Below are 21777 nucleotides of genomic sequence, written 5' to 3'. Positions count from 1 at the left end.
GAATAATAGAAAATAAAAAAGACAGGCATTGAGAGGGGGCCTGTCTTTTTTTATGATGATTAATTACTCTTTATGTAAGTCTAAAATCAAAATTTTAGAGCGACGTTGGTAATTATAAAGTGCTTGTTTTTCAATGGGCAATTTATCAATTTCAGCAGGTTCAAATCCTTTTTCTTGAAACCAGTGTATGCTGCGAGTTGTTAGAACAAACAGCTTTTCTAACCCTAATTGCTTAGCATGTGCCGAAATCCGTTGTAGCAAAACTTCACCACGACAAGAGCTACGATAATCAGGATGTACTGCCACACACGCCATTTCGCCAATTTTTTCTGATGGATAAGGGTAGAGCGCTGCACATGCAATAGTCATATTATCGCGTTCAATAATAGTAAATTGATCAATTTCAATTTCCAATTGTTCTCTTGAGCGTCTAACTAAAATACCTTGCTGTTCTAATGGGCGAATAAGTTCGAGTATGCCACCAATATCATTAATATTTGCTCTACGAACTTTCTCTGCACTCTCCATGACGATTTGAGTACCAATACCATCACGAGAGAATAATTCTTGAATAAGAGCACCATCAGATTGATAACTTAGTAAGTGGCTGCGTTCTACACCTCGACGACAGGCTTTAACCGCTCCCCGTAAGAATCTTACTGTGCCTGAATGGTAATCACCTTCTGTTTGTAGTTCTAGAATTTTATCTTCGGCTTGATTAGGTAGCAGTTCAGAAACAATGTGGCCTTCTTCATCGGCAACACCTTGAAATGAGCAAAAACCAATTAGTTTTTGTGCTTTAAGTTTTATCGCAAGCTGTGTTGCCACTTCCTCTGAGGTAAGATTAAAGCTTTCCCCCGTAACAGAGACTGCAACAGGGCCAATTAATACAATAGCATTACTGTCTAACTGGCGATGAATAGCTTCTTCATCAATACGACGAATTTTTCCGCTATGACAGTAATCAACGCCATCATCAACCCCTAATGGTTGCGCGATAACAAAGTTACCACTGACAACATTAATATGGGCACCTTGTAATGGAGTATTACTTAAACTCATTGATAGGCGAGCTGTAATATCGAGTTGCAATGTACCTGCAGCTTGTTTCACGATTTCTAAGGTTTTACTATCTGTGATACGCGTATGTTTATGATAAATCGGAGATACTTTTTGTACTTCAAGAGCAGCATCAATTTGTGGGCGAGCACCATAAACAACCACTAAACGAATACCTAGGCTATGTAACAACCCAATATCATTAATGATGGATGGGAAATTTTCGTGAGCAATGGCTTCGCCACCCAACATAATGACAAATGTTTTGCCTCTATGTGCATTAATATACGGAACCGAGTGGCGGAATCCATCGACCAATTCGGTGCTACGCTCTTTCATAAAACCCTCTCAAGTGAATTTTTATTCGCATTTAATGTATTTTTATTCTTTTTAAGGAGGAATGGCAAGTAAAATCCTATCTTATTGTTTTACCTGAAGGCAGAATATTCGTGTAAAAGTGAGTAATTGTGCTGTTTTTAAGTGACAGTGAAGTGTGGATTGGGTAAAGTTTTTTGTTCTTAACTTTTTTTATCTCTTTTTAGAGTTTATTGACGTTAATCGTTTTTTTGGAATATTTTCATGAGTCATTCTGAGCACAATCAAACTCGTCGTCGTCTTGTTAAAGGAATTGGCGCGTTATTATTGTTAAGTGTTAGTCCTGCTGGTTTTGCTGCCACAGCATCTATTGTTGCTGTGAGGGTTTGGCCTGCCTCGACTTATACTCGCGTGACTATAGAATCCAGTACGCCACTGAAATATCGTCAGTTTGCATTATCAAATCCTGAACGTATTGTGGTGGATTTAGAAGGTATTCAACTTAATAGCGTACTGAAAGGTGTCGCTAATCAGGTTCAGACTAGCGATCCGTATTTAAAGCTTATTCGCGTTGGTCAAAATACACCTAAAACAGTACGACTGGTATTTGAAGTAAAAACGCCTGTACAACCACAAATGTTTACGCTTAAACCTGTGGCTGAATTTAAAAACCGTTTGGTATTAGATTTCTATCCAAGCCATGGTGCTGACACTGAAGATGATCCTCTCTTAGCACTCTTGCGTGAATATAACGATGGTGATTTACAGCAAGCTGTGCCGGCACAAACGGATACCCGTAAACCGGGTAGAGCAGGGCGCGATAGACCTATTATTATCATGATCGACCCTGGCCATGGTGGAGAGGATCCGGGGGCAATTGGTAAATATAAAACACGTGAAAAGGATGTGGTTTTACAAATTGCTCGTCGTTTAAGAACGCTTATTGATAAAGATGCCAAAATGAAGGCGTATATGACACGTAATGAAGACGTCTTTATCCCATTGACAGTACGTGTTGCTAAAGCGAGAAAAATGCAAGCGGATTTATTTGTCTCTATCCATGCTGATGCGTTTACAAATCGTGCAGCAAGGGGTTCATCTGTTTTTGCATTATCAAAAACGGGCGCAACAAGTAATACAGCACGCTATCTTGCTCAAACACAAAATGAGTCTGACTTAATTGGTGGCGTGAGTAAAAGTGGCGATCGGTATGTAGACCATGCAATGCTTGATCTTGTGCAAACGGCGACTATTAATGACAGCCTAAAATTTGGTAGTGAAGTGCTTAAGTTATTAGGCGGTATTAATAAACTGCATAAAAATAAAGTCGATCAGGCCGGTTTTGCGGTATTAAAAGCGCCAGAGATCCCATCCATCTTAGTAGAAACTGCTTTTATCAGTAATATCGAAGAAGAGAAAAAACTAAAAACAGCTAAATTCCAGCAACAGATTGCAGAATCTATTTTCAAAGGGATCAAAGCTTATTTCGCTAATGGTGGCGAATTAACATTAGCTGATCGTAGCTAATTTTTTTCATATTTTTTCTATTCCAGTAGAAAGTCAATCTTATGCGCTTTCTATTGGGATTTTTTATTGTATTTTTAATACAATAAATCCATCTAATACAATGTGTTATTGAAATAAATAACAGTGAATGACGCAAATCTATGAGTGATATAATTAGGTTTGTAAATTAAGAGAGAAAGTAGATTAAGAGACTATTTTGAAGAGAAATTGGTTGCGGGAGCTGGATTTGAACCAACGACCTTCGGGTTATGAGCCCGACGAGCTACCATGCTGCTCCATCCCGCGACTGAATTGTTGTTTATAGAATTGGTTGCGGGAGCTGGATTTGAACCAACGACCTTCGGGTTATGAGCCCGACGAGCTACCATGCTGCTCCATCCCGCGACTGAATTGTTGTTTATAGAATTGGTTGCGGGAGCTGGATTTGAACCAACGACCTTCGGGTTATGAGCCCGACGAGCTACCATGCTGCTCCATCCCGCGACTGAATTGTTGTTTATAGAATTGGTTGCGGGAGCTGGATTTGAACCAACGACCTTCGGGTTATGAGCCCGACGAGCTACCATGCTGCTCCATCCCGCGACTGATACTATAACTTACTGCTTTGTGAATTGGTTGCGGGGGCCAGATTTGAACTGACGACCTTCGGGTTATGAGCCCGACGAGCTACCAAGCTGCTCCACCCCGCGTCTCCACAGAGGGGCACTATACTCAGGATCTGCCGAGTTGCAAGTTTTTTATGAAATTTTTACAGTTTTCTTTTAAAAACGGTCAGAAATAACACATCAAGATGCAAATTTAGGCAGTTATACTCGTCATGCTTCAAATTATTTAGAGTATATACTTGATGTTTAAAAGTCATATTGATTGGGTGATAATAGAAAGTCTTTACAATTAGTATATTAATATCTTTATTGATTTTGCTTTGGTATCTTTCTAACTCAAAATCGACACTCAAATTTAGTTATTAAGCGGGTCAAAAATGGTTACTTGGCGAAAATCGTTAATTTTAGGTATGTTAGCGCTTGCCTTGTCAGGATGTCATCGTCCAACAGAGCAAGGGCAACAGTATAAAGATGGAAAGCTTAAGCAAGATCTCATTGAAGTAAGTTCGCCAAACACGCAAGGTACCCCCATTAATGGCCCTGATTACTTACAACAAGTAAGTCAGATAAACCAGACATCATCTCGTTTGTATAATAGTAATAAAGAGACTTATCAGGCAGTTGAAAACTGGTTACGTTCTGGTGCAGATACCAGACAATTACGTCAGTTCAATCTTTCTGCATTTCAAATGGAAGGGGTTGATAAGTACGGTAATGTTCAGTTTACTGGATATTATACACCTGTTCTTGAAGCTCGTTTAACGCAACAAGGTGAATTCCAATATCCTCTTTATAAAATGCCTACTAATAGTCGTTCAAAATTACCTTCTCGTGCAGCTATTTATAATGGTGCATTAAGTCCATCTTTAATTGCAGCGTACAGTAACTCCATTATGGATAATTTTATGATGGAAGTTCAGGGAAGTGGTTATGTTGATTTTGGTGATGGCAAACCTTTAACGTTCTTTGGTTATGCAGGGAAAAACGGACATCCTTACCGCAGTATTGGTAAAGTGCTTATTGATAATGGTGAAGTAGAAAGAAAAGATATGTCGATGCTTGCTATTAGAGATTGGGCAGATAAGCACAATGATGCTGAAGTGAGAAAATTATTAGAAGAAAACCCATCGTTTGTTTTTTTCAAACCAGAACCTTTTACACCTGTTAGAGGCGCCAGTGCTATCCCGCTTGTTGCACTTGCCTCTGTGGCTTCTGACAGAAGTATTATTCCAGCCGGAACGGTGTTACTTGCTGAAATTCCTCTACTTGATGATGCGGGTAAATTTACAGGTGAATATCAAATGCGTTTAATGGTGGCATTAGATGTAGGGGGAGCAATTAAAGGCCATCATTTCGATATTTATCATGGAATTGGTAAAGATGCTGGTCATATGGCAGGTTTCTATAATCATTATGGGCGAGTTTGGGTATTAAAAAAATCACAACTTAACTCATTAAACCCTTCATCATAAAAACGATTTACTATTTATCTGCTCGTTATAAACGGTAAAATTATATTCACGACATGGCTATTGATATTAATAGCCATGATTATTTCTGTTATTTAGGTTGTTATCGCATCATGCAAAATTCATTATCAGATTCATATTTACAACGCTTTTCTGGAATAGGGCGACTTTATGGGCAAAAAGCGTTGTCTTATTTTGCTCAGGCTCATATCTGTGTCGTGGGTATAGGAGGGGTCGGTAGTTGGGCGGCTGAAGCACTAGCTCGTAGTGGTATTGGTGCTATCACTTTAATTGATATGGATGATGTGTGTGTGACGAACACTAATCGGCAAATACATGCGTTAAAAGAAAGCGTAGGGCAACCAAAATGCGATGTGATGAAACAACGTATTTTAGAAATCAATCCAGAATGCAAAGTGACCAGTATTGATGATTTTGTCACGGTTGATAATGTTGCTGAAATGATGAATAACAACTTTGATTATGTCATTGATGCCATTGATAGTGTAAGGCCAAAGGCTGCATTATTAGCGTATTGTCGCCGTTATAAAATTCCAGTGATCACCACGGGTGGTGCTGGTGGGCAAATTGATCCAACTCAGATCCAAGTGGTTGATTTAGCAAAAACAATTCAAGATCCTTTAGCGGCTAAATTAAGAGAGCGTTTGAAATCTGATTTTAATGTTGTAAAAAATAGTAAGGGAAAATTAGGGATCGACTGTGTTTTCTCAACAGAACAATTAGTTTATCCACAAGGCGATGGTACGGTTTGTGCGGCAAAAAGTACGGCTGATGGTGTGAAACGAATGGATTGTTCAGCCGGTTTTGGTGCTGTAACGATGGTAACGGCGTCATTTGGTTTTATTGCGGTGTCTCATGCATTGAAGAAGATGCTAGCGAAGGCTCAACGTACTCGTCGTATTTGAAGTTGTCGTGTTATTGACGGTGCTCAATCGCACTAGTCGCATACTGATGCTCCTAGTGACTCATTTACTTGTCGCCTAGCTACACCTTGAATTATTTAGAGTATAAAACTTAATACTGTGAGGTGAGTGATTTTAATCGTGCGATAATCGCATTCACTCCGTCTGTGCGAGATTGGCTAATTTGATTAGCCAATCCTAATTGATCAAAAATAGCTAACATATCGATATCAGCTATTTCTTGCGCTGTTTTATTCTCAACAGCGGCTAAAATAATAGTCAATAAGCCTTTTACAATACGGCCATCACTATCACCATAAATATGGTATTTGCCATCATTATTTAATTTGGCACCTAACCACACTCTGTTCTCACATCCCTTGATCTCTTTTTCTGTTGTTTTTAATTCATCAGGTAATGCGGGTAATTTACGTGAGAGTTGAACTAATTGGCGATATTTGTCTTCCCACGCTTTTAGTTTTTGGAAATCATTGAGTAATGCTTCTAAAGTGATTTCATGACCAAATGGGTGCTGAGTTGCAAGCAGAGGTGTGTTGTTATTCATTTTAATTATTCATCTTTTAAGAGTGTTAGCGCAAATTTAACGGCATTAATAAAAGCATCAATATCAGCATGTTGATTATAAGGCATAAAAGAAATGCGTAAACAGCCTGAAATGTTTAATGAATCAATAAGAGGCTGTGCGCAGTGTTGCCCAGTGCGTAATGCAATACCTTTCTCTGTGATTAATGTTGCTAAATCACTGTGATGAACACCTTCGAAATTGAAGGAAACAACCGATGAATTGGGCGCTCGATAACTGATAAAACCATTTAACTCACTGAGACGTTTTTCTGTTTCTTCTGCAAGCTCAAGAGCATATTGGTTAGCATGATGCATATCTTGTTTTTCTAACCATGCTAATGTGGCTGAAAATGCAATAACACCTGCAACATTAGGTGTTCCCGCTTCAAAACGTTGAGGAATAGGGGCTGGAGTAAATCCGTTAAATGTTGCGTTAGTTAGCATTTTTCCGCCTCCATGCCAAGGAGCCATGTCTTCTAAATGTTTTCGTTTGCCATAACAAACACCTAATCCATTAGGACCATAAAGTTTATGAGCGGAAAAAACATAGAAATCAAGATCAAGTGCTGTGACATCCGTTGGGTGATGTGCAATACCTTGCGCGCCATCGACAACAAGTAAGCAATTATCATGTTGATGAACGCATTGAGATACCTTATCTAATGCAATTTGAGCACCTGTTACATTCGACATTTGGCTAACTGCAACAATTCGTGTCCGCTTATTGATCAATGTATTTAAACTATTAATTGAAGGTAAAAAATGATCCTCAATTGCCCAGCGGATCACTCGTGCGCCGGTTTGTTCGGCCAGTATCAACCAAGGAATAAGATTTGCATGATGTTCTTGCTCACTAACAATTATTTCATCACCTGCTTGTAAGCGTGGACGAAAATAACCTTGAGCAATAAAGTTGAGTGATTCTGTGGTGCCTTTTGTCCAAATAATCGTATCACTATCAGCACTCTTGATTAATTCGGCAACTTGTTGACGCGTTGCTTCATATTGTTGCGTTGTTTCTCTAGCATGCTGATATTGGCTACGGTGAACCGTTGCAAAGTTATGGCGATAAAATGCATCTGAGGCCTCTATCATGGCGAGAGGCTTTAATGCAGTTGCTGCACTATCGAGGTAAATCGTCTTTTCTTTAAGAGCAGGAAATTGTTGTCGAAATAAATCAGGTGAAAATAGGTTCATAGTTAGGCTGTATTGGTAGACGAATAAATTTTCGCGATTTGTCATTAAAATAAGGCGTATAGATTATACAGTTAATTATATTTATTTATAACGGAAACCAGAGAGCATCAGTGTGTTATGAGTCATCTCGCCTATAATAACATGATTAAGGTGATGAAAGTTCACACAATAAAAAATCACTGAGATCAGATTAATATCCTATTTTTCTCTTGTTTTAATTTATAAGGAATAATTTGCGGTAAGCTTTTTTAGAATAATGATGATAAGTTCATTATAAAAAATGGATGAAAACATCGAAATGGTGTACGTGAGTAATTAAAAAATAGAGAAAAATAGGGAATAAAAAAAGCACCGCCTTGGCGGTGCACTATAAAATCACTATGGACAGACAGGGTAAATGTACAGGAAGTGAAAAAAAACAGTAGCATCAGCTACTAAGTCTGGAATTTCCAGACAACTTGCAAACACAACATCACAACCACAAAGCCAAAAGTTTTGCAGTATTACTACTACACAACTTTTCGTTCCGGCTTAGGAAGTGCGCTTACTATAGGTATTTACTGGCTAATCATCAAGGGACAATTTATAATGCTTCGCATAAAAAAAACTAATGATGAAAGTTAGGGTCTACTAATAGCCAAAATAGGGGTTTAAGAACCGAATATGTCTAAACGTTTACCGCCATTAAATGCACTTAGGGTTTTTGATTCTGCGGCACGTCATTTAAGTTTTACTAAAGCCGCTGAAGAATTATTTGTGACACAAGCAGCAGTGAGCCACCAAATTAAAACATTAGAAGAATTCCTTGGGCTAAAATTATTTAGAAGACGCAACCGTTCTCTTTTATTAACGGAAGAAGGGCAGAGTTATTACCTCGATATTAAGGAAATTTTTTCATCAATTAACGAGGCAACTCGCAAATTATTAGCTAGAAGCGCGAAAGGTGCACTTACCGTTAGTCTTTCTCCAAGTTTTGCTATTCAATGGTTAGTACCTCGGTTATCTGGGTTTAACCAAGCTTATCCGGGAATTGATGTGCGAATTCAGGCTGTTGATAGAGAAGAAGATAAACTGGCTGATGATGTTGATGTTGCTATTTTTTATGGTCGAGGTAATTGGACTGGGTTGCGTACAGACCGCCTTTATGCAGAATATTTGATCCCTGTTTGTGCACCATCTTTACTTACAGGTGAAAAACCACTAAAAACCCCATCCGATCTGATTTATCATACACTGCTACATGATACATCTCGTCGAGATTGGCAAGCTTATGTACGTCAATTAGAGATACAAAATCAGATAAATGTGCAACAAGGCCCTATTTTTAGCCATAGTTCAATGGTGATACAGGCCGCTGTACATGGACAAGGCGTTGCATTGGTTAATAATGTAATGGCACGTAGTGAAATAGAATCAGGTCGATTAGTAAGACCTTTTCCAGATGTCCTTGTTAGTAAAAATGCATTTTATTTAGTTTGCCAAGATAGCCAGGCTGAATTGGGTAAGATTGCGGCTTTTCGCCAATGGATTTTATCTCAAGCAGCGAATGAGCAAGAAAAGCTGGGTTTACTAACATCATCTTAATATTGCGATTGGCAAATATCTTCTAGATAGGAAGGAATAAACAGTGAATAGTCGTACATTGCTTATGTTTTCCGCGATCAGTGGCTTCTTTTATGTTGCTTTTGGTGCATTTGCAACTCATAAGCTTGCACCTCATTTATCGCCACAACATTGGGAATACATTCAGTTAGCGATGCGCTACCAAATCGTCCATACCTTATTACTTGTCGGGATTGCGGCAATGTTAATGCGTAAAACCATTTTATGGTTTTATTGGGCGGGTATTTTCTTTGGTGTTGGTATTCTACTTTTCAGTGGTAGCCTTTATTGTATGGCGCTAACACAAGTTAGATTGTTATCTTATTTTACGCCAATTGGTGGATTTAGTTTTCTTATTGGTTGGGCTTTAATTTTTATTGGCGCTTTGCGTCTAAGGGCACCGGCGTCTCGCCATGAATAAAGTTGCATTATATTGTCGCCAAGGTTTTGAAAAAGAGTGCGCGGCTGAGATTACGGATAAAGCAGGTCAAATCGGCATTTATGGCTTTCCTCGTGTTAAAGAAGGAAGTGGTTATGTGATCTTTGAATGTTACCAAGAAGGTGACGCAGACAAGATTGCGCGTGATGTGAGTTTCCGTGAATTAATTTTTGCTCGTCAAATGTTTGTGACAGGTGAATTACTTAAAGATTTACCGCCAGAAGATAGAATTACACCGATTGTTGGAATGCTAAAAGGTGCTGTCGAAAAAGCAGGTGAACTTCGAGTTGAAGTTGCAGACACTAATGAAAGCAAAGAACTATTAAAATTCTGCCGTAAATTTACGGTGCCATTACGTAATCATTTGCGTAATGAGAAAATTTTGCTGAAAGTTGAGAATTTTAGCCGTCCTGTTGTCCATGTGTTTTTTATTGCACCGGGATGTTGTTATGTTGGCTATTCCTATAGTTTTAATAATTCCCCATTTTATATGGGTATTCCTCGATTAAAATTCCCATCAGATGCGCCAAGTCGTTCGACATTAAAACTTGAAGAAGCATTTCATATTTTCATTCCTTATGATGAGTGGGAAGAGCGTTTAGCAAGTGGGATGAAAGCGGTCGATTTAGGCGCATGCCCCGGTGGCTGGACATATCAATTAGTAAAACGCAGTATGATGGTGCATGCTGTTGATAATGGCCCAATGGCACAATCTTTAATGGATACAGGGCAAGTTCGTCATCACCAAGTTGATGGTTTTAAATTTGAACCTACATCTAAAAATATCACATGGCTTGTTTGTGATATGGTTGAAAAGCCAGCCAAAGTTGCTGCATTAATGACAACTTGGATTGCTAATGAATGGTGTCGGGAAGCTATTTTTAACCTAAAATTGCCAATGAAAAAGCGTTATGAAGAAGTCTCTCATATCCTTGAAAAAATAAAGTCAGAGTTAGCGGAAAAAGGGATTAACGTTAAGATCCAAGCTAAGCATCTTTATCATGATAGAGAAGAGATAACCGTTCATATTCAAAATATTTGGGCCGCTTATCGACCAGATCGTGAATTCTAAAAACGTTCAAAGTACATCGATTTATTGATGACAATAAAAGGCTAAGTTTATAAATAGAAACTTAGCCTTTTTTAATGAGAGGAGTTATTTAAAAAATATTAGCTTGTTGAGTTTTAATAATTGGGAACTTAGCTATTTTAAACGTAGCTGTTGTAGATTACCGTTTAATTGAATATCAGTGCGTAATGTCGTGATTTTCCGACTGATAAATGCGGATTCTTTATGGGTAATAAGTTTGTTTTGCCATTTAGTAGGAACATCATCAATATGCTGATAGAGCGATTCTAGATCTGGGTGAATTTGTAAAAGTTCGGTAGCACTTTTGGGCCCAATACCAGGAACTCCTGCAACCTTACTGCTACTTACACCGGTTAATCCCCAATAATCGGTAAGTTGAGATGGTTCGACACCAAATTCAGATTTAATAAATTCTAAATCTAACCAGCGCCGTTGAAAATAATCGCGTATACGAATAGAGGGAGAAAGTAATTGGCAATAACCTTTATCCGTTGAAATAATTGTGACTCGAAAACCCGCATTTGCTACTTTAGTTGCCAATGTTGCTGCAACGTCATCTGCTTCATCACCACCTGAGTGCCAGCTCTGTATTCCTAAATTAAGTAACATTGCTTTAATTTCAGGTAATTGTTGTCGCAAATCATCAGGCATTGGTGTGCGACCTGCTTTATAGTCAGGTAACAGTTGATGTCGCCAACTACCGTCTCTATCATCTTCATCAAAGACCGCTACGGCATGAGTAGGTTGTGTGTGACCAAGCAATTGGTTGACACTCTGTTCACACACTGTTTGGCAAGAAGAACCTGATGCCGCATGAATGCGGCGGATCAGGTTTAAAGCATCAATAATCAGCAAATGTATCATAATAAATTAGCTGATAATCTCGTAACATGGTTGATAAGCTGTACCGCCCGGAAGTTTCATACGATGTTGCTCAACAAAGCCCGTTAATAAAATATCCATACGACGCATAATTTCACGATCACCATGAATTTTATAAGGGCCGTAAGCTTCAATCGCTTTCATACCCACTTCTTTTACGTTACCTGCAACAATACCAGAGAATGCACGACGTAAGTCAGCCGCTAATTTTTCAGGTGATTGATCGGTGCTTAAGTTAAGTGATGCCATGTTTTCATGTGTTGGTTCAAAAGGAAGTTGCAAATCAGCATTGATCTTCATTGACCAGTTAAAGCTATAAGCATCACCAGTACTACGACGATTATCCTTTACCAAAGGCATATATTTTTTCATGATACGAGCAACTTCAGGTGCATCATCAATAATAATTTGGTAATGGCGTCGAGCGTCGTCGCCTAATGTATTTGCGATAAAGTCATCTAATACATTAAAGTAGTCAGCACTCTCTTTAGGGCCTGTTAAAATCAGTGGTAATACTTGGTCTTGGTTTTCTGGAGACATAAGAATACCAAGCAGATACAGCAATTCTTCTGCTGTCCCTACACCGCCTGGGAAAATAATAATTCCATGTCCAATACGTACGAAAGATTCCAGACGTTTTTCAATATCTGGCATAATAATCAGTTCGTTAACTAATGGATTTGGTGGCTCTGCCGCGATGATTGACGGTTCTGTCATACCGATAAACCGGCTATTTCTATAACGTTGTTGAGCATGACCCACAGCAGCACCTTTCATTGGTGCTTCCATCGCACCAGGTCCACAGCCTGTGCAGATATTGAGTTCACGTAACCCTAATTCGTTACCTACTTTTCTGCCGTAAAGGTATTCAGTTTCATTGATTGAGTGACCACCCCAGCAAACGATCATATTAGGATCTTCATCAATATGAAGAGCTCGTGCATTACGCAAAATCGAGAAAATGGTATTAGTGATGTGAGTACTATTTTCTAAGTTCAGGTGAAGATCACGTTTTGCTGTTGTGATTTGCCCGTGAACAAACAATATGTCACGAAGCACTGCAAATAAGTTAGCTTGTAATGAGCGAATAATTTTTCCGTCAACAAAGGCGTCTTCAGGAGGATTGACTAACTCAAGCTTTACGCCTCGTTCACGGCGCAGTACGTTAATATCAAAATCTTGGTATTTAGATAACAGTTCTTTACTACTATCAGTAAGGCTACCAGAGTTGAGAACAGCGAGAGAACAATTGCGAAACAGCTGATAAAGATCACTGCTTGCGGTTCTCTTTAGCATATCAACTTCTAGCTGTGAAAGCAGATCCATGGAACCTAATGGGCTGACATGAGTTATCACGTAGGACTCCTTTTTCTCCTGAAATAACAAACTGAAGTGCAACTGATCTTGGTATAACACAGATCATATTAACATACAGGCATTATTCCCGTTATTGTCTGGCTAATCGACTAATTTCTGGAACAAACTCACAATTACTACGCCAAGGATTGATGTCTAATCCACCGCGTCGCGTATATCTTGCATAAACAGTTAATGTTTCTGGCGTACATAATTGCATGATATCGTGAAAAATTCGCTCAACACACTGTTCATGAAATTCATTGTGTTGTCTAAATGAAACTAAATAGCGTAGCAGTTTTTCACGATCAATCTTTTTACCCTTATATTGAATAGCGACTGATCCCCAATCTGGTTGATTGGTAATAAGGCAATTGGATTTTAACAGATGGCTGACAAGGGTTTCTTCAACCAGTGTATCGGTTGTCGATTCGTTTAACCATTGGACATCAAACTGATAATTATCAATTTCGATATCTTGTTCATCAATACACTCTCCAGCAAAATCGACAATAGGTTGTGATGTAAAATGCGAAAGTGGATAGATAGTCAAATTAACTTTGCCTTTAGCACAAGTTGTTAAATCGTTAAGTAAGGTTTTTTCGACGATATCCCAACTTTCAAAACGAGTTTGATTAAAACTATTGAGATATAATTTAAAACTTTTAGATTCAATAAGATTTTCAGTGGTTGCGTCTAATTCAACATGACCAATAGCAACTTGTGGTAAGCCTTTACTATTAAGCCATGAGAGCTCATACATAGTCCAAATATCACCGCCATGAAAAGGTAAATTTTCAGCAGTTAAAGAGAGTGAATCTCGATTTAGGCTACGTGGTACACCTTGCAATAATCCGGCATCATATTGATCATGATATTGAGTCTCTTTGCCGAGAGATAATGCTTCAAGAGATTTATCACCTTGATATAAAGACATAATTTACATCCTAACTTTAGCTGAAAATAAAAGAAGGTTAATTATACTATTGAAACATCAATAGTATATGAATGCTTTATTTTTGATGCTCTGAATTAGTGACATAATCAGGTAACATAAAGGAAATTCTTATTTAAATAGATAAAATAGATAATCATGACTGAAAATATTTCCTCTAAACTAAAAGCCTTTACGCAAAAGTATGTTGATTTGTGGCAAGAAAAATCAGGCTTACCTCCTGCAAGCGAAGATCTTTATGGTGTTCCTTCTATTTGTATATCAAGAACAGGTGATGAGGTTGTTTACTGGTTACCGCAACCTTTTGTAGGAACAGATAAACTAGAAAAAATTGAAAAAGCGATGGGGATTATTATTCGTCCTGAATTGCATGATTACTTTACTACTCAGTATGCTGGTGATATGCAGGTTCGTTTTAGAGAAATAGATTTCAGCTTGATCCAAGTGTGGAGTGAAGAGGATTTTATTCGCTTACAAGAAAACATTATTGGCCATTTGGTGACTCAAAAACGTTTAAAACTTGCACCTACATTGTTTATTGGTACGACAGATTCAGAAAATGAAATAATATCCGTGTGTAATGTTTCCGGCGAAGTCATTCTTGAAACTTTCGGTAAAAAGAAAAGAGAAGTTTTAGCTGAAAATTTATCTCTCTTTTTATCGGAATTAGTCGCTGTATATAATGAGTGATGTAATCCATAAACTTTTATTTTTGTGAGATATATCTTACAAAAAAAACGAGTGTTTTTTATTAAAAAACGTCGCTGATAAAAATAGAATTGATTTATTTAAGTAGAGCAATAAGTTATTAACTTATTGCCTTTATTTATAGTTATGGCTCTTTAATTGTTTTTGTTTTGTGGGTTGTTTAAGTAATCAATTATTGGCATTCTACGTCCACCAACTAAGGGACTGTTTGGTGACCGATAAAATGCAGAGTAATCAAGGACACAGGAAATAGGATATTTCCATTAATGTTGATACGGACTTAATCTCAGGGATAGATAAAAACGGTCTTGCTTGGACGCATGTGTTGTACAGACAACTATTTTTCTTGTCTAAAAGGAGTTTCGGCTCCTTTTATTTTTTATTTGTTTTCTGCTATTCCATCCCAATGTTATCCTTATTCGTAAGTTTTATATAAGGGATAAATGATGACACCAGAACAACGCATTTTAGCTAAGTTGCTCTTGATTGAAGAAGAGATGAAGAACATTGAGCTATGGCAATTAGAATCTCCTGCTGAACAAGCATTTGAAAGTGTTGAACCATTCTGTATTGATACAATGAGCGCTCATGAATGGTTACAGTGGGTATTAATTCCACGATTGTCATCAATGATTGAAAACGAGATGCCATTACCGAATGCATTTGCAATCGCACCTTATTACGAAGAAGCATTTAAAGACGATAAGAGTCGAGATGTTACTGATTTACTTAATCATTTGCGTGAACTTGACGCAATGTTTAAATCATAAGGTTAATAATGCTAGATATTATTTATCAAGATGAACATCTTGTTGCGGTGAATAAACCTGCGGGCTGGCTTGTTCACCGCAGTTGGTTAGATAGGCATGAAACAGTGTTTGTAATGCAGACATTAAGAGATCAAATAGGTCAACATGTTTTTCCGGTGCATCGTCTAGATAGACCTACATCAGGTGTTTTATTAATGGCGCTTTCTTCTGATGTTGCTAGGGTGCTATCTCAATCTTTTGAACAACATAAAACAGAAAAAATTTATCATGCTGTTGTTCGTGGATACGTTGAAGAGGCATCTGTGATTGATAGCCCTTTGGTTGAGGAACACGATAAAATCGCAGATAAATTTGCAACTCAACCTCCAAAAGTTCAAGATTGTGTGACGCACTGCCAGCCGTTAGGTATTGTTGAAAAAGAGGTTGCGATTGGGCGCTATCCTACATCTCGATTTAGTTTATTAGAGCTACGTCCTGAAACGGGGCGCAAGCATCAATTACGTCGCCATATGTCTCATATTCGACACCCAATCATCGGTGATACTGCTCATGGTGATTTACGTCAAAACCGTGGAGTTGTAAATTATTTTCAATCTCATCGCTTGATGTTACATGCAAGCCATCTAAACTTAATTCATCCAATCACATTGCAACCACTTAACTTAACAGCTAAATGGGATCTGCCTTGGCAACACCTTATTAATCAATTTGGTTGGCGTGGATTAAGACCTGAATTAGAGCAGTATGGTGAAGATTTAGCTCATCATTTTTAATTCCTTTCTTATTTTAAATATTACTTTCAATATGTGACTATCAAGGCTTTTTTACTTAAGTCTTGATGGTTTGCGCAAATTTATAATCTATTTTAACTATTTGTAAAATAGATTATTTTATTAATTGATCTGAGCACATGTTTGAAACGTGACAGCTATCATGTATTCATTAAGCGATTTATTTTATGATGTAAAATAAATAAAGCTTATCATTAGATAAGTTTATGAAATAAAACCCACACTACTTTAAACAAATAAAAACTTACAACATATAAAAACCCACATTCCGGGAGTCTGCTTGATGTTTAAAAACCTATTTGTTGTTTTACAAAAAATCGGAAAGTCCTTGATGTTACCGGTATCTGTACTGCCTATTGCCGGTATTTTATTAGGGGTTGGTTCCGCTGATCTTTCATGGATCCCTTCTTCTGTTTCTCAAGTTATGGCAGAGGCTGGTGGTTCGGTTTTCTCTAATATGCCACTTATTTTTGCTATTGGTGTTGCGTTAGGTTTTACCAATAATGATGGGGTATCAGCACTGGCCTCTGTTGTGGCTTATGGCATTATGTCAAAAACTATGCTGGTAGTGGCCCCTTGGGTATTAGGTTTATCACCTGATAGTGTTGAAATACAACGTTTAACTGATACGGGGGTACTCGGTGGTATCATTGCGGGTATTATTGCCGCATCAATGTTTAACCGCTTTTATCGTATTAAACTTCCTGAGTATTTAGGTTTCTTTGCAGGTAAACGCTTTGTCCCTATTATTTCTGGTCTGATTGCGATTTTTGTGGGTATTCTTCTATCCTTTATTTGGCCACCTATCGGTACAGCTATCCAACGTTTTTCTGAGTGGGCTGCGTATCAAAACCCAGCAGTTGCTTTCGGTATTTATGGTGTTGTTGAGCGTGCATTGGTGCCGTTTGGTTTGCACCATATCTGGAATGTACCGTTCCAAATGCAAGTGGGTGAATATGTAAATAGTGCAGGACAAGTATTCCACGGTGATATTCCTCGCTATATGGCAGGTGACCCAACTGCGGGTATGTTGTCAGGTGGTTTTTTATTTAAGATGTTTGGTTTGCCTGCAGCGGCAATTGCGATATGGCATTCTGCTCGTCCTGAGAATCGTGTAAAAGTGGGTGGTATCATGATTTCTGCGGCATTAACTGCCTTCTTAACAGGGATCACTGAACCTATTGAATTCTCATTTATGTTTGTTGCACCTATTCTTTATGTTATTCACGCTATTTTAGCGGGTTTAGCATTTGTTATTTGTATTTTGTTAGGTATGCGTGACGGAACAAGTTTCTCTCATGGTTTAATTGACTTTATCGTATTGAGTGGTAATAGCAGTAAACTGTATCTATTCCCAATTATTGGCATACTTTATGCGATAACTTATTATTCTATTTTCCGTTTCTTAATTGTGAAACTAAACCTAAAAACGCCAGGCCGAGAAGTAGAAGATAAAAACGCGAAACAAGCTGATAAAAGTGCAATGGGACAATCTTTAGTCGCTGCGTTTGGTGGTAAAGATAATATTAGTAGCTTAGATGCTTGTATTACTCGTTTGCGTATTGGCGTTAAAGAAATTGAAAAAGTCGATCGAGATGAACTGAAAAGACTTGGTGCCGCAGGTGTTGTGGTCGTTGGTTCTGGTATTCAAGCGATTTTTGGTCCTAAATCAGATAATCTAAAAACTGAAATGGATGAATATATTCGGTCTTTGGATGCTACTGAGTGATTAATTTGTTGTGGAGATAATAAAACACCATGATGGACACATTGTGGTGTTTTTTTTAATTGTTTTTTCTAAATTATAGGTTATTAATTGAAATGAACATTCATTAATATTTGTTATTTTATATACATTTGTAATGATAGGTTATTAATATTATGAATGATATAAAAATGGTGTCTTATAATGATTTGAGTCAGTATTTAAATGATGCTGAAAATAAAAGCAAAAAAGATATTTCTTTTTTACTAACTAATAAAATAACACTTTGTGTTAATAATGAAGATAGTATTGAAAATGAAATAAAAAAGAATGATGATTTTTTTGTTTTGGAAAACAATGATAAAATACTTTATATTGATAGTATTTTAATTAATAACTTAATAAAATCAATAGAATCTGCTATTAATAAATACATCAAAAAGAATGATAGTAATTTAAATAAAATAAAAAAATTTAGTTTGGATGAGGATGTTAAAAAAATAATATCGTTAAATTCTGATAATGTCGAAATAAAATCAGTACATCAGGTGGAAGATGTTATTACTATATTAAATAAACTTTATTGTCACAAGTCTTCATCTGAATTATTAGAAAATTTATCTAGTATTGAGGAAGTTAAATTAATTTTATCTAAAAAACATAATCTTGTAACTAAATTGGTGAAAAGTAATCATAAGATTTTTGCGATAAAAAAAATAGATGATATTATTAAAACCATAAGCAATAGTACGAATATTTTTCCTCTAGGTATTTTGCCTTTAGATAAAAAGATTTCATTATTTAATTTAAAAAATAAAAAAATTTTTCATGATGAGTTTAATAAAGAAGAACCACAAGAATTATCTAAAAAAGATCGCATTAATGACAACAATAAAATCCAAGAAAAAGATAAGAGGCTTTTTGAAATTTTAAAATGTATTGAAGAAAACAAAAATAAAATAAAGGCTCAAATTTCATTTTATGAGAATTTCTGCAAGGTTTTTAATGAGAGTAATGGATATTTCTATTATGCCAATATTTTTAATTATAAGCATAAATATTCTGAGGTTATAAATAAAATTAAAACCATTAATAATTCTTTGATACGTGATTATTATAAAGAAAGTGAGGTGACTAATAAAAATAAAGAGAATGAAAAAAATATAATTGCTAAAAAATATTATATTCCAGAATGGAATTTAGCACAGGAAGAATATAACGATATAAATATGTTGAATAATGGTAAAATAAAAGATGATGATTCAAAGGAATTAAGTTACGATTATTTATTTGCTATGAATACCCGTTTAAAGCAAAACATTTCTTTAATTGAAGAAAATATTCGTAAAATGGAAAAAGAAAATAAGACGCTTCTTTCACTTAATGAAAAAATTAAGTCTGACATAAGTGGAATGGAAGGGAATAATAATATCACTTTATTGATCAAGGATAAAAATATAATTAAAAAAAATTTAAATAAATTATCAGATATCATCAGTGGCAAGATTAAGTATAGGAAAGAAAGTTTCTTATCATCAATATATAAGTTCTTTTTTCCAAAGCGACATTCGGAAATAATTAATAAATTAACTGAAAATAAAAACATAATTGATGATGTTATCAGTTATTTGAATCTGTCGGATAAATATTTGTCTAATACTTTGCCATTCAGATTAGGGTTAATGAAAGAGAAACATGTAAGAGTTGTTAATGATGATTTTTTTATAAAAAGCGCTGTAAATATGATATCAACATTATCATTATCAACAGATTTTTTTGATTATATTAATAATAGAAATGATCGGTCAAAAGATATTTTAGATTCTATTTTTTATTCAAATGAAAGTTGAGGGTAGAACTATAATTCTATATATTGTTAATTAGCGTTATCAAGAATTAAACTACAACAATAGGTGGAATATTATGGCTAAAATCGGCATTTTTGTAGGTACAGTTTATGGTAATGCATTAGCGGTAGCTGAAGAGGCACAGCGTATTTTACTTGAGCATAATCATCAAGCTAATGTTTATGAAGACGGCACACTCGCAGATTGGCAAAAATATTCAACAGTGCTTGTGATAACGTCAAGTACTGGACAAGGTGATTTACCTGATACCATTGCTCCTCTATTTCATGAACTGCGTGATAATGTAGGATATCAGCCAAATCTAAGTTATGGCTTGATTGCCTTAGGCGATAGTAGTTATGACTCTTTTTGTGGTGCAGGGATGCAATTTGATGAGTTGCTACAAGAGCACCAAGCAAAGCGTATCGGTGAAATATTAAAAATAGATGGTATGGAAGTCGCAGAGCCAGAAGTATTTGCAATAGATTGGCTTGAAAACTGGGTTAGCCTATTAAATTAAGTAGAAAATAATCCAATATTTAATTTTTTAATAAATAATGAATCATATTCTGTATTTTAAAACACCGCTTGTTTCTGTTTTATACAGTAAGTAAGCGGTGTTTTTCTATAAAACTGACATACATATCAGCTAAAACGGCTTGTTATTAACGGCGAGTCAGTTTTTCTAAGTCAGCTTCAATTTCAGCAATTTTATTCGCTACAACATGCTCAAGGTGGCGCAAGTCGTCTAGGATCTTGTGTTTTAAATCGACTTCTACTTGGTCTTGTTGGCAAATTTGATCTAATTCTTCAATAACATAACGTAAGTTAGTGTTGATTTCATTGACTTCTTTAAAGCCTTGTCCTGATTGACCATCAGAAATTGTTTTACGTTGGCGTGGATATTTAAATTTTACGCTTTTTGCAAAGAATTCACCTTTATCTTTGCGAAAATAGATTTTTAAAATATCGTTGTTAGCTTCTTGGCGTAGGGTATAGCGGTCAATATCTTCAGGATGCGGGATCCCTAAATTTTTTAAATTATCGTACATATATTGGCACCTGATAGAAAGATGAGTGAAAGAATAGCGAACAGAATTAATTCTATCCGCTGTTCTTATATTAGTCGATAGTTCTTAACAATTCATTAATACCAACTTTTCCCCGCGTTTTTGCGTCAACTTTTTTTACGATCACGGCACAGTAAAGACTGTAGCTTCCATCTTTAGAGGGTAAATTGCCTGACACAACAACAGAGCCTGCTGGGACTCGGCCATAATGTACTTCGCCTGTTTCTCTGTCGTAAATCTTGGTACTTTGACCAATATAAACGCCCATTGAAATAACGGCACCTTCTTCGACAATAACACCTTCGACAATTTCAGAGCGGGCACCAATAAAGCAGTTATCTTCAATAATGGTTGGGTTTGCTTGTAGTGGTTCTAAAACACCACCAATACCAACACCACCAGAGAGATGAACATTTTTTCCGATCTGAGCACATGAACCTACGGTTGCCCATGTATCAACCATGCTACCTTCATCAACGTAAGCACCAATATTGACATAAGATGGCATTAAAACAGTGTTGCGAGCGATATAAGCCCCTTGTCTAACCGCTGCGGGTGGAACAACACGAAAACCTTCTTTTTCAAAACGTGCTTGGTCATAATCAGCGAATTTCATCGGCACTTTGTCAAAATAACGGCTTTCACTGCCATCAATGACTTGATTATGGTTGATGCGAAAAGAGAGCAGAACGGCTTTTTTTAACCATTGATGAGTCACCCACTGACCGTTAATTTTTTCCGCAACACGTAGCTTCCCGCTGTCTAGCTGTGCAATAACGCTATTAATGGCATCACGAATATGAGGCTCAACGTTGTATGGAGTGATATCAGCACGATGTTCGAAGGCGTTATCAATAATAGATTGTAATGCTTGCATTAATA

The 21777-nt window shown here is 36.7% G+C and carries 20 protein-coding genes and 5 tRNA genes; 12 read left to right on the top strand and 13 right to left on the bottom strand.

The features are described from left to right. Positions 1-63 precede the first annotated feature (63 nt). On the bottom strand, positions 64-1398 hold the full coding sequence (gene argA, locus DK858_RS03210; protein WP_109396195.1) for an amino-acid N-acetyltransferase: 1335 nt from the start codon (positions 1396-1398) through the stop codon (positions 64-66). Positions 1399-1638: 240 nt separating this feature from the next. On the opposite strand from argA, the gene amiC reads away from it, so the two are divergent. Continuing rightward, positions 1639-2901, top strand: coding sequence for an N-acetylmuramoyl-L-alanine amidase AmiC (gene amiC / locus DK858_RS03205; protein ID WP_109396194.1), 1263 nt, complete (start codon positions 1639-1641; stop codon positions 2899-2901). Between the two features lie 208 nt (positions 2902-3109). Here the strand turns inward: amiC and DK858_RS03200 are convergent. The 5 genes from DK858_RS03200 to DK858_RS03180 all read right to left on the bottom strand — a co-directional run bounded on the left by DK858_RS03200 (position 3110) and on the right by DK858_RS03180 (position 3590). Beyond that, positions 3110-3186 (bottom strand) — tRNA-Met (locus tag DK858_RS03200). Positions 3187-3208: 22 nt separating this feature from the next. Then, positions 3209-3285 (bottom strand) — tRNA-Met (locus DK858_RS03195). 22 nt (positions 3286-3307) lie between these two features. After that, positions 3308-3384, bottom strand: a tRNA-Met gene (locus DK858_RS03190). 22 nt (positions 3385-3406) lie between these two features. Then, positions 3407-3483, bottom strand: a tRNA-Met gene (locus tag DK858_RS03185). A gap of 30 nt (positions 3484-3513) precedes the next feature. Continuing rightward, positions 3514-3590 (bottom strand) — tRNA-Met (locus DK858_RS03180). 293 nt (positions 3591-3883) lie between these two features. Between DK858_RS03180 and mltA the strand changes: the two genes are divergently transcribed. Beyond that, positions 3884-4978, top strand: coding sequence for a murein transglycosylase A (gene mltA, locus DK858_RS03175; protein WP_109396193.1), 1095 nt, complete (start codon positions 3884-3886; stop codon positions 4976-4978). A 110-nt stretch (positions 4979-5088) separates the two neighbouring features. Beyond that, positions 5089-5901 (top strand): tRNA cyclic N6-threonylcarbamoyladenosine(37) synthase TcdA, encoded by an 813-nt coding sequence (gene tcdA / locus DK858_RS03170; RefSeq protein ID WP_109396296.1) that lies wholly within the window; start codon positions 5089-5091, stop codon positions 5899-5901. Positions 5902-6010: 109 nt separating this feature from the next. On the opposite strand, the gene csdE is transcribed toward tcdA, so the two are convergent. Both csdE and csdA read right to left on the bottom strand, forming a co-directional pair. Beyond that, positions 6011-6463, bottom strand: a complete 453-nt coding sequence (gene csdE, locus DK858_RS03165) for a cysteine desulfurase sulfur acceptor subunit CsdE (RefSeq protein WP_109396192.1) — start codon at positions 6461-6463, stop codon at positions 6011-6013. Positions 6464-6468: 5 nt separating this feature from the next. Next, entirely contained in the window at positions 6469-7680 is a 1212-nt protein-coding gene (csdA, locus tag DK858_RS03160; RefSeq protein WP_109396191.1) for a cysteine desulfurase CsdA, read from the bottom strand. Between the two features lie 663 nt (positions 7681-8343). Here csdA and DK858_RS03155 point away from each other — a divergent pair. The 3 genes from DK858_RS03155 to rlmM are packed head-to-tail and all read left to right on the top strand — an operon-like array spanning position 8344 to position 10793. Further along, positions 8344-9264, top strand: coding sequence for a transcriptional regulator GcvA (locus DK858_RS03155; protein WP_023582728.1), 921 nt, complete (start codon positions 8344-8346; stop codon positions 9262-9264). A gap of 43 nt (positions 9265-9307) precedes the next feature. After that, positions 9308-9703: a DUF423 domain-containing protein gene (locus DK858_RS03150; RefSeq protein ID WP_036913817.1), complete on the top strand. Its 396-nt coding sequence runs from the start codon at positions 9308-9310 to the stop codon at positions 9701-9703. Beyond that, on the top strand, positions 9696-10793 hold the full coding sequence (gene rlmM, locus DK858_RS03145) for a 23S rRNA (cytidine(2498)-2'-O)-methyltransferase RlmM (protein ID WP_109396190.1): 1098 nt from the start codon (positions 9696-9698) through the stop codon (positions 10791-10793). The genes DK858_RS03150 and rlmM overlap by 8 nt, the downstream gene beginning before the upstream one ends. 132 nt (positions 10794-10925) lie before the next feature. On the opposite strand, the gene xni is transcribed toward rlmM, so the two are convergent. The 3 genes from xni to queF form a co-directional block, all read right to left on the bottom strand. Beyond that, a complete protein-coding gene (xni, locus tag DK858_RS03140) occupies positions 10926-11675 on the bottom strand; it encodes a flap endonuclease Xni (protein ID WP_109396189.1) in 750 nt (249 codons plus the stop codon). Between the two features lie 6 nt (positions 11676-11681). After that, positions 11682-13049 (bottom strand): nucleotide 5'-monophosphate nucleosidase PpnN, encoded by a 1368-nt coding sequence (gene ppnN / locus DK858_RS03135; RefSeq protein ID WP_109396188.1) that lies wholly within the window; start codon positions 13047-13049, stop codon positions 11682-11684. A gap of 91 nt (positions 13050-13140) precedes the next feature. Further along, entirely contained in the window at positions 13141-13986 is an 846-nt protein-coding gene (queF, locus tag DK858_RS03130; protein WP_109396187.1) for an NADPH-dependent 7-cyano-7-deazaguanine reductase QueF, read from the bottom strand. A 156-nt stretch (positions 13987-14142) separates the two neighbouring features. On the opposite strand from queF, the gene syd reads away from it, so the two are divergent. From syd to DK858_RS03100, 6 genes are all read left to right on the top strand, one after another. After that, positions 14143-14694 (top strand): SecY-interacting protein, encoded by a 552-nt coding sequence (gene syd / locus DK858_RS03125; protein WP_109396186.1) that lies wholly within the window; start codon positions 14143-14145, stop codon positions 14692-14694. A gap of 464 nt (positions 14695-15158) precedes the next feature. Then, positions 15159-15482 (top strand): YqcC family protein, encoded by a 324-nt coding sequence (locus DK858_RS03120; RefSeq protein WP_109396185.1) that lies wholly within the window; start codon positions 15159-15161, stop codon positions 15480-15482. Positions 15483-15490: 8 nt separating this feature from the next. Next, a complete protein-coding gene (gene truC, locus DK858_RS03115; RefSeq protein WP_109396184.1) occupies positions 15491-16255 on the top strand; it encodes a tRNA pseudouridine(65) synthase TruC in 765 nt (254 codons plus the stop codon). A gap of 301 nt (positions 16256-16556) precedes the next feature. Then, the gene (gene ptsG, locus DK858_RS03110) at positions 16557-18002 is read left to right on the top strand and encodes a PTS glucose transporter subunit IIBC (RefSeq protein WP_109396183.1); all 1446 of its coding nucleotides are present in this window, start codon (positions 16557-16559) and stop codon (positions 18000-18002) included. Positions 18003-18154: 152 nt separating this feature from the next. Continuing rightward, a complete protein-coding gene (locus tag DK858_RS03105; RefSeq protein ID WP_109396182.1) occupies positions 18155-19828 on the top strand; it encodes a hypothetical protein in 1674 nt (557 codons plus the stop codon). A gap of 73 nt (positions 19829-19901) precedes the next feature. Continuing rightward, positions 19902-20345, top strand: a complete 444-nt coding sequence (locus DK858_RS03100) for a flavodoxin (protein ID WP_109396181.1) — start codon at positions 19902-19904, stop codon at positions 20343-20345. Positions 20346-20490: 145 nt separating this feature from the next. On the opposite strand, the gene DK858_RS03095 is transcribed toward DK858_RS03100, so the two are convergent. Continuing rightward, positions 20491-20877 (bottom strand): DUF3461 family protein, encoded by a 387-nt coding sequence (locus tag DK858_RS03095; RefSeq protein WP_006535910.1) that lies wholly within the window; start codon positions 20875-20877, stop codon positions 20491-20493. 70 nt (positions 20878-20947) lie between these two features. Further along, on the bottom strand, positions 20948-21772 hold the full coding sequence (gene dapD / locus DK858_RS03090; protein WP_109396180.1) for a 2,3,4,5-tetrahydropyridine-2,6-dicarboxylate N-succinyltransferase: 825 nt from the start codon (positions 21770-21772) through the stop codon (positions 20948-20950). Positions 21773-21777: the final 5 nt, after the last annotated feature.

The sequence above is a fragment of the Proteus faecis genome, assembly GCF_003144395.1.
GTDB lineage: Bacteria > Pseudomonadota > Gammaproteobacteria > Enterobacterales > Enterobacteriaceae > Proteus > Proteus faecis.
Note: the sequence above shows the minus strand (reverse complement) of the source record. Positions and strands in the feature narration are given on the sequence as shown.

Bases quoted from the DNA above. Each gene is read 5' to 3' on its own strand.
- argA (WP_109396195.1), bottom strand. From the start codon at position 1,398: ATGAAAGAGCGTAGCACCGAATTGGTCGATGGATTCCGCCACTCGGTT.
- amiC (WP_109396194.1), top strand. From the start codon at position 1,639: ATGAGTCATTCTGAGCACAATCAAACTCGTCGTCGTCTTGTTAAAGGA.
- mltA (WP_109396193.1), top strand. From the start codon at position 3,884: ATGGTTACTTGGCGAAAATCGTTAATTTTAGGTATGTTAGCGCTTGCC.
- tcdA (WP_109396296.1), top strand. From the start codon at position 5,089: ATGCAAAATTCATTATCAGATTCATATTTACAACGCTTTTCTGGAATA.
- csdE (WP_109396192.1), bottom strand. From the start codon at position 6,463: ATGAATAACAACACACCTCTGCTTGCAACTCAGCACCCATTTGGTCAT.
- csdA (WP_109396191.1), bottom strand. From the start codon at position 7,680: ATGAACCTATTTTCACCTGATTTATTTCGACAACAATTTCCTGCTCTT.
- DK858_RS03155 (WP_023582728.1), top strand. From the start codon at position 8,344: ATGTCTAAACGTTTACCGCCATTAAATGCACTTAGGGTTTTTGATTCT.
- rlmM (WP_109396190.1), top strand. From the start codon at position 9,696: ATGAATAAAGTTGCATTATATTGTCGCCAAGGTTTTGAAAAAGAGTGC.
- xni (WP_109396189.1), bottom strand. From the start codon at position 11,675: ATGATACATTTGCTGATTATTGATGCTTTAAACCTGATCCGCCGCATT.
- queF (WP_109396187.1), bottom strand. From the start codon at position 13,986: ATGTCTTTATATCAAGGTGATAAATCTCTTGAAGCATTATCTCTCGGC.
- syd (WP_109396186.1), top strand. From the start codon at position 14,143: ATGACTGAAAATATTTCCTCTAAACTAAAAGCCTTTACGCAAAAGTAT.
- DK858_RS03120 (WP_109396185.1), top strand. From the start codon at position 15,159: ATGACACCAGAACAACGCATTTTAGCTAAGTTGCTCTTGATTGAAGAA.
- truC (WP_109396184.1), top strand. From the start codon at position 15,491: ATGCTAGATATTATTTATCAAGATGAACATCTTGTTGCGGTGAATAAA.
- ptsG (WP_109396183.1), top strand. From the start codon at position 16,557: ATGTTTAAAAACCTATTTGTTGTTTTACAAAAAATCGGAAAGTCCTTG.
- DK858_RS03105 (WP_109396182.1), top strand. From the start codon at position 18,155: ATGAATGATATAAAAATGGTGTCTTATAATGATTTGAGTCAGTATTTA.
- DK858_RS03100 (WP_109396181.1), top strand. From the start codon at position 19,902: ATGGCTAAAATCGGCATTTTTGTAGGTACAGTTTATGGTAATGCATTA.
- DK858_RS03095 (WP_006535910.1), bottom strand. From the start codon at position 20,877: ATGTACGATAATTTAAAAAATTTAGGGATCCCGCATCCTGAAGATATT.
- dapD (WP_109396180.1), bottom strand. From the start codon at position 21,772: ATGCAAGCATTACAATCTATTATTGATAACGCCTTCGAACATCGTGCT.